This window comes from Pantoea sp. BAV 3049 (genome assembly GCF_009765445.1).
GTDB lineage: Bacteria > Pseudomonadota > Gammaproteobacteria > Enterobacterales > Enterobacteriaceae > Erwinia.
Map to the genome: position 1 here is coordinate 212,046 of NZ_WHOY01000031.1, position 13,902 is coordinate 225,947.

8 protein-coding genes and 1 pseudogene are annotated in these 13,902 nt (G+C 55.9%); 3 read left to right on the top strand and 6 right to left on the bottom strand.

The window, feature by feature from the left end; translation table 11 throughout:
- The first annotated feature begins 76 nt into the window (after window positions 1-76).
- Window positions 77-1,405, top strand: a complete 1,329-nt coding sequence (locus tag GSQ70_RS01825) for an MFS transporter (RefSeq protein ID WP_158780670.1) — start codon at window positions 77-79, stop codon at window positions 1,403-1,405.
- Window positions 1,406-1,513: 108 nt separating this feature from the next.
- On the opposite strand, the gene GSQ70_RS01830 is transcribed toward GSQ70_RS01825, so the two are convergent.
- The gene (locus GSQ70_RS01830; protein ID WP_158780671.1) at window positions 1,514-3,580 is read right to left on the bottom strand and encodes an AsmA family protein; all 2,067 of its coding nucleotides are present in this window, start codon (window positions 3,578-3,580) and stop codon (window positions 1,514-1,516) included.
- Between the two features lie 61 nt (window positions 3,581-3,641).
- Window positions 3,642-4,197 (bottom strand): annotated as a pseudogene (locus GSQ70_RS01835) (hypothetical protein).
- A gap of 262 nt (window positions 4,198-4,459) precedes the next feature.
- Between GSQ70_RS01835 and GSQ70_RS01840 the strand changes: the two are divergent.
- Window positions 4,460-5,392, top strand: a complete 933-nt coding sequence (locus GSQ70_RS01840) for a sugar kinase (RefSeq protein WP_158780672.1) — start codon at window positions 4,460-4,462, stop codon at window positions 5,390-5,392.
- Between the two features lie 25 nt (window positions 5,393-5,417).
- Here the strand turns inward: GSQ70_RS01840 and GSQ70_RS01845 are convergent, their stop codons facing one another.
- Window positions 5,418-6,665, bottom strand: coding sequence for an alginate lyase family protein (locus tag GSQ70_RS01845; protein WP_158780673.1), 1,248 nt, complete (start codon window positions 6,663-6,665; stop codon window positions 5,418-5,420).
- A gap of 561 nt (window positions 6,666-7,226) precedes the next feature.
- Between GSQ70_RS01845 and GSQ70_RS01850 the strand changes: the two genes are divergently transcribed.
- A complete protein-coding gene (locus GSQ70_RS01850; RefSeq protein WP_158780674.1) occupies window positions 7,227-8,102 on the top strand; it encodes an alpha/beta hydrolase in 876 nt (291 codons plus the stop codon).
- A gap of 370 nt (window positions 8,103-8,472) precedes the next feature.
- On the opposite strand, the gene GSQ70_RS01855 is transcribed toward GSQ70_RS01850, so the two are convergent.
- The 3 genes from GSQ70_RS01855 to hmsP all read right to left on the bottom strand — a co-directional run bounded on the left by GSQ70_RS01855 (window position 8,473) and on the right by hmsP (window position 13,714).
- Complete coding sequence (locus GSQ70_RS01855) at window positions 8,473-9,966, bottom strand: pitrilysin family protein (protein WP_158780675.1); 1,494 nt, start codon at window positions 9,964-9,966, stop codon at window positions 8,473-8,475.
- Window positions 9,967-10,213: 247 nt separating this feature from the next.
- On the bottom strand, window positions 10,214-11,500 hold the full coding sequence (locus tag GSQ70_RS01860) for a dicarboxylate/amino acid:cation symporter (RefSeq protein ID WP_158780676.1): 1,287 nt from the start codon (window positions 11,498-11,500) through the stop codon (window positions 10,214-10,216).
- Window positions 11,501-11,707: 207 nt separating this feature from the next.
- Entirely contained in the window at window positions 11,708-13,714 is a 2,007-nt protein-coding gene (gene hmsP, locus GSQ70_RS01865; RefSeq protein ID WP_158780677.1) for a biofilm formation regulator HmsP, read from the bottom strand.
- Between the last annotated feature and the right edge of the window lie 188 nt (window positions 13,715-13,902).

The window sequence follows — 13,902 nt, forward strand, 5'->3', positions numbered from 1 at the left end:
ACAAGCTTTTCGCCATTGAATGCGCGTTTAGGGGTGCGTAAGATTCTTTTTCACGTTTTACAAATAAGAAAGATATATGCAAGCCTCCATCGCACCAACTCTCGACGCAGAAAACGACGCCACGCCCGTAAATTCCCGCGGAAAAGTGGTGGTCGCTTCGCTGGTCGGCACCGCTATCGAATTTTTCGATTTCTATATTTACGCCACTGCGGCAGTGATCGTATTCCCGCATATCTTCTTCCCACAGGGTGATGCCACCGTGGCCACGCTACAGTCGCTGGCGACCTTTGCTATCGCCTTCGTCGCCCGTCCAATCGGCTCCGCGCTGTTCGGCCATTTCGGTGACCGTGCCGGTCGTAAAGTGACGCTGGTCGCCTCGCTGCTGACCATGGGGATCTCCACCGTGGTGATTGGCCTGCTACCGAGCTTTGATACCATCGGCGTCTTTGCGCCGCTGCTACTGGCGCTGGCGCGTTTTGGGCAGGGTCTGGGTCTGGGCGGCGAATGGGGCGGTGCTGCACTGCTGGCCACCGAGAACGCCCCGGCGAAAAAGCGCGCGCTGTATGGTTCATTCCCACAGCTGGGTGCGCCGATCGGCTTCTTCTTCGCCAACGGGACTTTCCTGCTGCTCTCCTGGCTGCTGACCGACGATCAGTTTATGCAGTGGGGCTGGCGTGTGCCGTTTATCCTCTCTGCCGTACTGGTGCTGATTGGCCTGTACGTCCGCGTTTCGCTGAACGAATCGCCGGTTTTCGCTAAAGTGAAAAAAGAGAAGAAGCAGGTCAAAGTGCCAATTGGTACCCTGCTCTCCAGGCACCTTAAAGCGACGGTCCTCGGCACGTTCATCATGCTGGCGACCTATACGCTGTTCTACATCATGACCGTGTACTCCATGACCTACGGCACCACTGCGGCACCAAACGGTCTGGGCTTCCCGCGCAATACCATGCTGTGGATGCTGATGCTGGCGGTGATAGGTTTTGGCGTGATGGTGCCGATTGCGGGCCTGCTGGCTGACCGCTTCGGTCGCCGCAAAACCATGATTGTGATTACGCTGATGATCATCGCCTTCTCGCTGCTGTTCCCCACCATGCTGGGTTCAGGCAACCAGCTGCTGGTGATGCTGTTCCTGCTACTGGGCCTGAGCGTGATGGGATTGACCTTTGGCCCGATGGGCGCACTGCTGCCGGAGCTGTTCCCGACGGAAGTACGTTACACCGGCGCCTCGTTTTCATATAACCTGTCGTCGATTCTGGGCGCTTCAGTGGCACCGTATATCGCTACCTGGCTGGCCCACACTTACGGCCTGTTTTACGTTGGGATCTATCTGGCAGCCATGGCCTGCCTGACGCTGTTTGCGTTGATTGCCAGCAAAGAAACCCGTGACGAATCGCTGTACGACTAAGGTTGTCAGCAAAGTAAAAAACCGGCCTAAAGGCCGGTTTTTTTTCGAGCCGCATTCCCGAATTCGCCTTTGCCCATAGACAAAAAAATTGAAGCAGCCCGGCCCATATTACTTCTTGCTCTTCATCTGCTGCAGCACGTTACTGCACTGATTCTGCTCATTATCGCTTGGTGAGATGAGTGCCAGTAAGGCTGCCGCAGGTGCCGCTACCACACCCAGCGCCACCGCAGCTGCGCCACGAGCGATCAGTGGACCGGCCTTCACACCCGCATCCGGATTTTTGAACGTGCCACGGACGTACAGCGGGGAACGCAGGGTGATAATACGGATCCCCTTGCTCTCCGGATTGATCGACAGGTCCATTCGTTCGTTGGAAAAATTGGTGGTCCCGCTGATGTTGATGACCGCGTTTTCCGTATCGAAAACAAACAGTTTGGTTGAGGCCAGACCGTTGGTGACGTTCAGATCCGCTGCCGCACAGTTGATGCGCACCTCGTCATCGCCAAACAGCTTTCCGACCAGGTAGTTGCCCACGTTCAGCCCGACGATTTCCATCAGGCTGCGGCTGATCACCCCGTCATTCATCAACAGTTTAAGATCGCCGTTGCTGGTCGCCAGAATATCGGCCACGGAGTTCCCCGTTCCGCTCAGCGTGGCATCACCGTTCATTTGCCCCATGCTGCTCTGCATCGCCGAAACGCTCGGGAACAACTGCTTCAGTTTCAGGCTGCGCACATGAATATCAGCCCTGGCCCGCATCGGCGTGCGGTCACCTTCCATATGAATGGTTGAGTTGAGGTTACCGCCAGCGACGCCAAAGCGCAGCGGATCCAGCAGCAGGTCGCCTTTTTTCAGGACCAGGTGCGTGTAGAGATCGCTGAGCGGCAGTGAGTTGCTGTGCTCAATGCGCTTGCCGCTGAACTTCACATCGGCATCCATCACGTCCCAGCTTTTGGTATCGAATTTATCATGCGGCAGCACGCGATCGGCTGGCTGGCTGGAGGCATCGCCCCTGGCCGCCTTCGCCTTCTCGGTTTTTTCGCTCCCCTTCCCGGAGTTCACGCCAATCAGCGGCCCCAGATCGGCCATACGCAGCTGACGGGATTCCAGCGAACCTTCCAGCTTCGGTCGTGGCTTGACCTGGGTATAGGTCATCGAGCCGTGAATATCGCTGTCACCAATATGGCCGTTAAAGTTTTCGTAGCGGAACACCGGGCCATTCTTGTCCTGGAAGCGGGCGATCAAATGACCATCGGTTTCATAAGGCGGTGTATCCGGCAGCAGGATGCCGGTCAGGCCATACAGGTTAGCCAGCGTATCGCCCGAGAAGCGCAGGCGAATATCCAGCCCACCCATATTCAGCGGATCCTCCAGGCTGCCTTCCACCTGCACGCGCGTAGTGCCATTGCGCAAATCAACCTGTATCGGGAACGGGTTGGTTTTACTGCGCAGCGAAAGCATCCCGCCGATTTTACCGTCGCCGTCGAGCTTCTCATTGTTGTAAGTGCCGCTGGCTTTCCAGCCGAAGACGAAATCAGATGCGCCTTTTTTGGCCACGTCCTCTTTGCTGCCAGCCACCTGAACATAAGGGACCGGCTTGCCCAGCGGATCGACCGTGACCTGAACATCAGCCTTATTAATCGCATCGCGATAAGCAATTTTGCCCTGATCGAACAGGATATTATCGAGGCGGAAAGACCAGGCTGAAGGCGGTTGATTAGGATCGGGATTATCGCTACCGGCCAGATTAAAGGTCCAGTTGTTCTTGTGGTCTGCGGTCTGGATTAGCCTGGCGTCAGGCTGTTGCAGCTTGATCCACGGGATAAACACCTGTTTGCCAAGCAGTGCCAGCGGGGAAAGGGTGGCATCCACACGCTGCAGGTGCACCATGGTCACATCAGGGATTTCAGGTGGGTTGCCAAGCATAATGTCTTCGGCATGGATATGCGGCCAGGGCACCCAGCTTCGCCAGCCGGGCTCATCACGATTGCGTTCCCAGCCCACGCCTAAATCGCCCCGGATAGCAAAGGGACGGTTAATCTCCGTCGAGACTTTCTGGTTAATGGTGGGTTTCAGGCGATTCCAGTCAAAAGTTGCGATAACAATGACTACCACAACCACCAGCAACAAAAAAATCCCGACAATCCAGCTGATTGTTTTTCCCGTGCGCGACATTCTTGGTCTCCATGCTCGCTCTTGTCTTCTGTAAAGATAGACGAGAGAAGCGGAAACGGCATCAGATCAGGTGCGGTGGCAGGGCTGAAAACTGGTCAAAAGGCATCGGACGGGCAAAGTAGTAACCCTGTGCGGCACAGGCGGGAGAATTCTGCACCTGGATCCATTCATCAATGGTTTCAACACCTTCCACGATGACGCCCTTACAGTAACGGTTAATCAGCGCCAGCAGCATGTTGAAAAGATTCCGGCCTTCTTCTGATTTTCTCAGCAGGATTAACAGCTCGCGGGCCATCGATGTTGACCGAAGCCACCATTTGCCCATCCGCAAACTTGCTTTCCCATGTTGACAGCAGCTCCAGCTGCTCATGAACCACGTGTAGTCGCTGTGCAATGTCAATCGCAGCGAAATAGGACTCCGGCGATAACCTCTGGCCCGGCGCGGAAGGGTGAAACACCGCCGTGAGCAGCTCAATTGCCATCAGACTGCCGGTCACCCGGTAGATAGGCTGAAACGTATAGGTTCGCTGACACTGCTGCCAGTACAAACGCTCTTCTTGTTGTTTTTTAACGACAATTGAGGAAGGAAGCCGGTGACTGATGTTCTTCAGCACCATGTTGTTGACCCTTTATAAGATGAGATCGCGCGGGGAAGATCTCCCGTCACCCAGTATCGGCATCAACCTGTATAACTTTATCGTGATTGTGCACCCTTATGCTGTCTCATCATCGCCCCACCGCTGCGCTTTCAATCGCTTTAACAGACAGCTTTTTAACCGTTTCTTCGCGCTTTACATAAAAATAAAACGTTGTTTTAAAATATTGACTCTGCCGGCCAGCAAAGCCAGACTGGAGCAAATTAACAGCGAGCTGATTACCATGACAAAGAAGACCATCGCCGTTATTGGCGAATGCATGATCGAACTTTCACAGAAGAGTAGCGACCTGAGCCGCGGCTTTGGCGGCGATACCCTGAACACTGCGGTTTACATCGCGCGTCAGGTTGATGAACAGCAGTTGAGCGTGGATTACGTGACCGCACTGGGCACTGACACTTTCAGCAGTGAGATGCTCGCGGCGTGGCAGCAGGAAAAAGTCGGCACCTCGCTGATCCAGCGAATGGAGAACAAACTGCCGGGCCTGTATGTGATTGAAACGGATGCTCAGGGCGAGCGGACCTTCTATTACTGGCGCAACGATGCCGCCGCCCGCTTCTGGCTGGAGGGCGAACAGGCCGATGAGATTGCCCGGAAGCTGGCCCAATTTGATTACCTCTACCTGAGCGGCATCAGCCTGGCGATCCTCAGCCCACAGAGCCGGGAAAAGCTGATGGCGCTGCTGGCTACCTGTCGGCAGAACGGCGGTAAGGTCATTTTCGATAACAACTACCGCCCGCGCCTGTGGCCATCGGCGGAAGTAACTCAGGCAGCCTATCAGGTGATGCTGGCCTGCACCGATATCGCCTTCCTGACGCTGGATGATGAGACCCTGCTGTGGGGCGAAGCCAGCGTGGAGCAGGTGATTGCCAGAACGCGGGCGGCGGGTGTAAACGAAGTGGTGATCAAGCGTGGCGCGGAGTCCTGCCTGGTTTCGCTGGCAGAGCAGCCGCTGATTGAAGTGCCTGCGGTAAAACTCCCGGCCAGCAGCGTGGTGGACACCACCGCTGCCGGAGACTCCTTCAGTGCCGGTTATCTGGCTGTGAGGCTGAGCGGTGGCTGCGCGGAAGAGGCGGCCCGCCGCGGCCATCTGACCGCCAGCACGGTGATCCAGCATCGTGGCGCGATTATTCCGCTTTCCGCCATGCCGGAATAAGTGAGCGGCCTGTCCACGCAGGACGTTATCTGATGCCAGGCAGCGACAGCAGCCAGGTTTCACGTTGGGCTTCGATGAGTGCGCCACGCTGAGTTTTATCCGGGGCATGAAAGGTCGCCCGCCGGACAAACTGCTGATAACGCGGCTCGTGCAGGCTGTTATCCGCCTGAGAAAGCAGTGGGATCAGCCTTTCACTGATGCGATCCCGGGATTGATAGGGCCACGGTCTGGTGCTGTCAGTCCACGGAGCCATAAAGTCCAGCGCGGTGAGAATCCCCACCTTCTTCGTACCGCTGGGATCCTTGGCATCCGATCGCCAAAGATCGCCAGCACCGGATCGCTCGGCCAGCACCGCGAGGGCAACCAGCGCCTGCAGATTAAAATAGCTGTAGTGAAACGACCGGGTACGCGCCAGTTCCAGCGGCTGGCTGCCATCGGCTGATATCTGCTGCTGCATTCGCGCTCTGGTCGCCCTGACCTGTTGCGTGATAAGCGGCGTTTTCTGCAGATACCAGGCGATCCCCGCGAGCTGCACGCTGTACCAGTTACCATGATTATTCGCCGCCCTCGCCTCACGTTTGCCCGCCTTGCTGTTCTCCAGCCATGTCAGATACTCCTGCATCCAGCTCTGCATTCCCTGTTCGTCTTCCTTCCGCCAGCCAGATGCAGCACGCAGCAGGATCAGTGAATCCACCACGCGGGTAGCAAAGTAGCGACCGTCAAGGATGCCGCTGGAGCGCCCCGCTGCCACTCCCGGTACGCCCTGGGCAAAATTAAGGTTGGGGTTCATTTTGCTGGGGGGATCGAGAAACCAGTGGCGCAACAGCGCAATGGCCTTGTCGGCATACTTCGGTTCACCGGAGAAATACCATGCCAGCGTCAGTACCTGCACGCGGGAGGTAAACGCCGCCAGCCTGACGCCATCCGACTGATTATTTTTACTGGCAGGATTAATCTCCCCATCGCGGCGGATCCACCGGTCATCAGGGTGCTGCGGATCCGGCCACCAGTAGGCGCTCAGGCTCAGATAGTCATGCCTGCTACCACCGGGTGGCATCAGGCCTTTCTCCGTTACGCTCATCAGCGGCTGAGCCAGATCCTTGTCCGCCTGTCGCTTCAGTACCTGCCAGGCTTGTTGAGTTTGCGCCGCCGCCTGGCCGCTCGCCAGCCGATCCCTGACCACCGCCATCATCGTCTGGTCGAGAAAAGCAGGTGACATCGCTGCTGCCCGCAGGCAGAAAAACAGCGCAATAAGAGCCAGAAGACGGGTCATGCTCAAGCTTCCCCGGGCCACGGTTTTCTCCTGCAAAGCGAACACACACCACAGTAAAGCACAAAGTAAAATTATTAGCAGATTACCCCGTATAAATCGCAGAATTAATCAATAAGCGGCAGATAAAAACAAATACCCCAATATAATACCCGACACCTGGCCTTAATTAATCATCATTCGTAGACTGACCTTTCACTCTGGCAGAAAAACAACATAAAACCCATAACCAGGCTGAATAAGAATACTCCTGAAAAAGGATCCTCCACAGAATGAGAAAATCATAATGATTTGAATATATTAATAATTAACTAAAATCCCTTTATCGCCGATTCAGTAGTAAAACCATTAAATCATGGTTTCCTTTAAAAACAGACAGATAACGAGAAACCATGAAAACCAGAATAGTTGTTTACCCATCGTCTGGGTATTGTCTGAAACTGACGGGCACGACCGCTATTTTCTGGACGTATTATTATTAAACAGGCGATGCTTATTACTGCACCCGGACGACAATTTCATCGCGGGCTCTTTCACTTTAAAAAACGATAAACAGGAGTGCCTATGAAAGCCGACATTATTAATATCTGGCCCACCGGGGATGCACCCGGTGCCAGTGACTCCCGGGTGCAGCCTCAAATTGTTGACCTGGCCAAAGAATATGAACCTTTCGATCGTGCCGCCTCCGGCGTGCGCTGTCCTGAAATCGCCTTCTGGTATCCGGAGGAGTCCAACGGCGTGACGCTGCTGGTCGCCCCGGGCGGCGGATTTGAGCGCATTATGATCGACAAAGAGGGCAGCGCGCTGGCGATGTTCTTTACCGCGATGGGCTACACGCTGGCGGTAATGACTTACCGCTTCCCGCAGGATGGTCACCACGAAGCCGCCGATGCGCCGTTATCCGATGCCCAGCGGGCTGTCCGCGTACTGCGCCATCGCGCCGCGCGGGGCCTGAACGGCAAGCGTATTGTGATGATGGGTTTTTCCGCCGGTGGGCACGTGGCGGCCAGCGTCGGGACGCGCTTCAATGAAAAAATCTATCCGGTGCAGGATATCGCCGACTCGCTGACGGCAAGGCCCGATGCGATGGTGCTGCTCTATCCGGTGATCAGCATGCGCGAAGGGCTGGCGCATACTGGCTCGCGCCTCCGCCTGCTGGGCGAGCACCCCACACAGCATGAAATCGATGCCTACTCAATGGAAACCCGCGTCAGCGAACAAACACCGCAGACCCTGCTGATCCATGCGGTGAATGACGAGTCAGTCCCCATTAATAACAGCATGGTGATGTTCAGCGCCCTGCGCGAAAAGAAAGTCTCCAGCGAGCTACACTTTTACGAAAAAGGCGGCCACGGCTTCGGCATCCGCAATGTGGCAGACCTGCCGCTGGCCAGCTGGCCAATGCTGGTTAACGAATGGCTGCGCGCCCGCGTGTGGTGAATGTGCGCCACGCTGACTTCCGGGTTTCTCTTACCAGCGGCCACAGGGATAAGTTTTGTCTTTGACAAACTCTGGCGTTTCGCCGTAATACTCGACGGCTGACCGATCGCTGATATTCGTTCACTATCCTCTCTGCTCCTGATGGAGAAAATGCAGACGGATCGCGACAAATCAGCTGGCCCTGCTCATCAATATTCTGGCCGAGAGACTATCTGCAGCGAGAAGCCTGGTAGATTGCAGAGACTGAACAGGCGCTTAAAGAAGCGAATGCTGGCGAGTTTGCCACGGATGATGAGATGAAAGCCACCTCTGGTAAATGGGGGCAGTATCAGAAAACCCCGTCCCTCTGGTGAAAGACGGGGTTTGTGAATCAGTTCTGTGAAGCAGGGATATCCGAGACTTCCGGCTTGGTTTCATCCACTGGCGTGGCAGGCGCTTCCGGTGCTGGCTTCATAATTTTCTGCCAGCTCTCTTCCAGTGCCTTCACGTTGGTTTCGGCCTCGCCCTGCGGCTGCATCAGCACCATGGTCAGATCCTGCGACAGCTGCTGGCGCAGCTCCTGATTCATCATCTGCAGCGTCAGGCCGGACAGGAAGCTCTGGCGTAGCTTCTGATACTGTTCAGGCGCGATATCCACCACCGCATTCTGTTGCGAACGCAGACGCTGGCTCATCAGCACATCGGTATCCGTCCGCGCATAGGTGGCGAACAACTTGTTCAGCTCCGCCGTTTTCTGCGCCATCAGCGCATCGAACTCTTTCTGCGGCAGACCGTTATCCCGAATATTCGCCATTTCATGCGCCACCAGGTTCAGGTTGCTGGTCAGCGTGTTGTTGTCAGCATCCAGATTAATGGCACACTGCGCACGCTGATACAGCACACGGCAGTCAAAGCCCACCTGGACCTTCTGAGCTTTGTTCTCACTCAGTACTCGCTGAACGTGCCAGAACAGCGCCTCGCGGGCCAGATCGCTCTGCCAGTAACGCTGCAGATTCTGCGAATCGCGGATTGGCTGCCAGGGGGTATCCCACACCAGCGACAGGCGATCCTGATTAACGTTGCTGTTGACCAGGTTAACCGCCTGTGGCGGCAATGGCGACAGCGTAGGCATTGGGGAAGGCGCATTACGCTTGCCCTTCAGCGGCGAGAAGGTTTTGTTGATCTGCTCACCCAGGCCGCGGCTGTCCACATTACCGACCACAAACAGCGTCATTGCATCTGGCGTGTACCACTGCTTATAGAAAGCATTGAGCTTGTCGATATCCACCGGCGCACTGGCTGCCGTGGCCGGGTCATGGCCCAGCAGCGCCGACCCCTTCAGGCGATAGCGCCACCAGGCATCCTGCGGATTGGCAGGCCAGGTGGCAATCGGATCGTCCGCGCCCAGCGCGGCATTGACCGTCTGCTCATTAATGGTCATCTCCCCGACCGTCGCCGCCAGCCAGTTCATGGCTTCTTTTACCACTTCCGGGCGATTGTTCGGCAGGCTCAGGGTATAGAGAGTGAAATCATAAGAAGTGATGGCCGGTGGCTGCGGACGATCGGGATCGATACCCTGCTGCCAAAGCGAGCGCTGTTGAGCAGTATCGAGCTTCGCGTTATGCACCAGGGCTAAACGCGGCAGTAAGTGGCTGTATCCGCTCTGCTGGGTATTTTCCACCAGCGAGCCGGTATTGATCATCAGACGAACTTCAACACGATCGCTGGGACGCTGCGGTGTTGTCAGAACCTGCCAGCTGAAACCATTATCGAGTTTTCCCTGCTGCCAGGCGGGATCGGGTTGGAGTGTTTCAGCCTGCACAGTGCCGCTGGCGGCGGCCAGCAGTATCCCACCAACCAAAAGACGAATTCTGGTGCCCTGCATGTGAACCCCTACTCAATCACAAACCAAAAAAAATCACTGGCGATCTACGGCCTGCTGCTATCAGTCGAAAGGATAACTCAGGGAAGCCGCTGTTTTAGGACGGAACAGCTTCTTAGACCACGCATCGGCGGGGATGTCCCACCGGAAAGTGAAAAATGATAAAAATCTCTGGGGGTTATTATGCAAATGCCCGCCGTGAGGGCAAGTCACGGCGGGCATTTGTCAGGATATTTAGTAAATTAACGAATTACAGCGAGGTTTCAGACAGCTTTTTTGCCTTTTTTGGTGCTGAAAGCGTCTCCTTAAGCTGTTTTTCATCCAGTTGATCAACCCACTTCGCCACCACGATAGTCGCCACACCGTTGCCGACCAGGTTGGTCAGGGCGCGCGCCTCGGACATAAAGCGGTCAATCCCCAGGATCAGCGCCAGCCCGGCGACCGGTAAATGGCCCACCGCCGACAGGGTTGCCGCCAGCACAATAAAGCCGCTACCGGTCACGCCAGCCGCCCCTTTCGAGGAGAGCAGCAGTACCACCAGCAGAGTAATCTGGTGCCAGATATCCATATGCGCATTGGTAGCCTGAGCAATAAAGACCGCCGCCATGGTCAGATAAATTGAAGTGCCGTCGAGATTAAATGAATAACCCGTTGGGATAACCAGCCCGACTACCGACTTTTTACACCCCAGCTTTTCCATCTTATCCAGCATCCGCGGCAGCGCAGATTCGGAAGAGGAGGTACCGAGCACAATCAGCAGCTCTTCTTTGATATAGGCGATAAATTTGAAGATGTTAAAGCCGACCACGCGGGCAATCAGCCCCAATACCACCACCACAAACAGCACGCAGGTGATATAGAAGCAGACAATCAGCTGGCCGAGCTGCACCAGCGAGCCGACGCCGTATTTGCCGATGGTGAAAGCCATCGCGCCAAACGCGCCGATCGGAGCCAGGCGCATGATCATGTTAATAACGCCGAAAATGACCTGCGAGAAACCTTCGATAAAGTTGAACACCAGCGTGCCTTTATCGCCCATGCGGTGCAGGGCAAAACCAAACAGGATGGCGAACAGCAGAACCTGGAGAATATTACCGCTGGCGAAAGCACCGATCACACTGCCAGGAATAATATCCAGCAGGAAAGCGATAACGCCCTGCTGCTCCGCCTGCTGGGCATATACCGCGACGGCTTTGGCATCCAGCGTGGCAGGATCAACGTTCATCCCGACACCAGGCTGCAACACATTCACCACCACCAGGCCAATAATCAGCGCAACGGTACTGACAATTTCAAAATAGAGCAGCGCCACGGCACCGGTACGGCCCACCGCCTTCATGCTTTCCATACCGGCAATACCGGTTACCACGGTGCAGAAAATCACCGGGGCGATAATCATCTTGATCAGTTTTACGAAGGCGTCGCCCAGTGGTTTCATCTGGGCACCCAACTCGGGGTAGAAATGCCCCAGCAATACGCCGATGGCGATAGCTGTCAGTACCTGGAAATAGAGGCTTTTGAACAGGGAGGTTTTCATAAAAGTGTCCGTTAACGACTGGATTGCGAGTGAACTTGTTGTAATTATCGACTGACTTCAGCGCGAAAATAACACTCTGTTAACGGGATTGATATAAATTGACACATTCTGACGCGACTGACGCGCAGTTTTAAGAGCTGAATCACTTCAGCGCCAGGAATACCCTGAGTGATTTGAGTCCAGGGCTACCCTTTGCAGGCGGCCCCATCAGTTCGGTAGCCGCCCGGCGAAATATTTGTCGTTAAATACCTGCACCGGTAAAGCCTCAGAGTAGAGATAACCCTGGCCGATATGGATACCGCGGGCTAGCAGCCATCTGCGCTGTTCCTGGGTTTCCACCCCTTCAGCGATCACGTCCAGCCTGATGATGTCGGCAATTGCCGCGACAATCTTCACCATAGTGTCGTCGTGAGGGAGTTCACAGACAAAGCTGCGGTCCATCTTCAGTTTGCTGATTGGCAAAGATTTAAACCGGCTCAGCCAGTTGAGGTTGGCATAACCCATCCCGAAATCATCCAGCGCCACCGAGACCCCGACCTGCTGTAGCTCGCTGAGCAGGCGCAGCGCCAGCTCCGGTTCGCCGACCTGCGCCGTCTCGGTGATTTCCAGCATCAGGCTGCCAGGGCAGATTTGGTGGCGGGCAATCAGCTCCCGCAGATGGTTCACCATATCCGGCTCGCGCAGCTGAACGGCGGAAAGGTTGACGCTGAGAGTGAGTTTAATCCCGGCTTTCTGCCACGCAGCCAGTACCCGGCACGACTCCCCGAACACCCAGCGGCCCAGTGAACTAATCACGCCAATCTCTTCCGCATTGACAATCAGATCTTCCGGCAGCGCCCAGCTACCGTCCGGCTGGCGCATGCGTAGTAAGGCTTCCGCGCCCAGAAGATCGCCATTGCGCATATCAACCTGCGGCTGCAGGAACAGGGAGAACTTCTCTTCTTCCAGCCCCTGCAGAATATCGTGCTCCTGGGTCAGCCGCTTGTGCGCCCGCTCCATCATGACCGGGTCGAAGAACAGGATCTGGTTTTTGCCCTGGTGGCGGGCCGACATCATGGCGGAAGCCGCCCGGCTGAGGAAATCCTGTGCGCTGAGCAGGCTGGAATCACGCTGCGCCAGGCCAATGCTGACGTTCGGGCGCAGCTGCATCTGCTGCAGCGCCACCGGCTGGTTAAGACGCATCAGCAGCAAACGGGCCAGCCGCATCGCGCGGAACGGGTTGTTGGCGCGCTTAGCCAGCAGCACCAAATCGCTGCCTGAGAGCTGCCCGATCACCGTCTGACTGTCGATGCAGTTCCGTATTTTTTCCAGCAGCGTCAGCAACAGGGCATCGCGCTGCTCATCCGTCACCACGCCGTTGGCGTCCTGCAGCGTTTCAATACGCAGCACCAGCACGGTGAATGACTCCTCCTCAGCCAGCGAATTGAGATGCTCATGCAGCAGCGCGAGGAACAGCGTTTTGTTCGGCAGATTGGTCAGGGCAAAATGGGTGGTCAGACGGCTCATTTCATCATGTACCGCCCCGGTGACCTGCTGATTGCGGTTGTAGCTGCGGATCAGCATTCCCAGTTCATCATCGCGATGGCGATCTGGCAGCACCAGCTGGTGTGATATGGCCTCCTGCGGCGGCAGATCCTGCAACTCTCTGGCAATCACCCGCAGTGGCCGGACAATCAGCCGGTTAATGCACCAGCTGATGGCCACAGAAAGGATCAGCGCCAGCAGCAGGTAAGTGGTTACCATGGTCGACAGCGCACTGAGGATAAACTGATACACCCGCCATGAATCGGCCTGTAGCACCAGCAGCGCCAGCGGTTTCGGGTTGGCAGGCTCTACCGAATAGAGCGGTACGGTAATTTTCACCGGCAGTTCAAAAATCCTGGCGATAAACTCCGGCACCGGTCTCGCCGGTTCAAAATCAGTGTGCAGGGCCTGCATGCCGTTCGGCAGCACCACTTCCGCCCGCGCCAGGATCCCGGCGGGCTTGAGCGAATCAAGGATCAGCTCGGCCTGGCTGATATCGGCCTTGAGCACCGCCCGCGACAGCGGCTGACGCACGGTATGCGCAACGTTTTCCATCTGCTGGGCGTAGTCAATCCTGCGCTGCTGCACAAAATGAAAAAGCTGAATGACGATAAAAATACAGATGGTGACTGCCGCAACGCCTGAAACCGTCGCCATCTGCTTTATCGTTAATGAACGACTCACGCGCAAGCCTGCTCTCCAAAACGGGATGCCGCCACACCGGGGCGGCAAAACAGCCCTGAGTATATCGTATGGCGGGCACTTGTTAAGTTATCCCTGAAAGACGAGAGCGGATTAGGTGCTTTCCGAGGGGAAACCAGACGCTTTTAAGTATTTTTTATCCTATTTTTTCAAAATAGATTCGGGCTGCAGAAAGG

Coding starts and splice junctions, on each gene's coding strand:
- GSQ70_RS01825 (WP_158780670.1), top strand. CDS start 77: ATGCAAGCCTCCATCGCACCAACTCTCGACGCAGAAAACGACGCCACG.
- GSQ70_RS01830 (WP_158780671.1), bottom strand. CDS start 3,580: ATGTCGCGCACGGGAAAAACAATCAGCTGGATTGTCGGGATTTTTTTG.
- GSQ70_RS01840 (WP_158780672.1), top strand. CDS start 4,460: ATGACAAAGAAGACCATCGCCGTTATTGGCGAATGCATGATCGAACTT.
- GSQ70_RS01845 (WP_158780673.1), bottom strand. CDS start 6,665: ATGACCCGTCTTCTGGCTCTTATTGCGCTGTTTTTCTGCCTGCGGGCA.
- GSQ70_RS01850 (WP_158780674.1), top strand. CDS start 7,227: ATGAAAGCCGACATTATTAATATCTGGCCCACCGGGGATGCACCCGGT.
- GSQ70_RS01855 (WP_158780675.1), bottom strand. CDS start 9,966: ATGCAGGGCACCAGAATTCGTCTTTTGGTTGGTGGGATACTGCTGGCC.
- GSQ70_RS01860 (WP_158780676.1), bottom strand. CDS start 11,500: ATGAAAACCTCCCTGTTCAAAAGCCTCTATTTCCAGGTACTGACAGCT.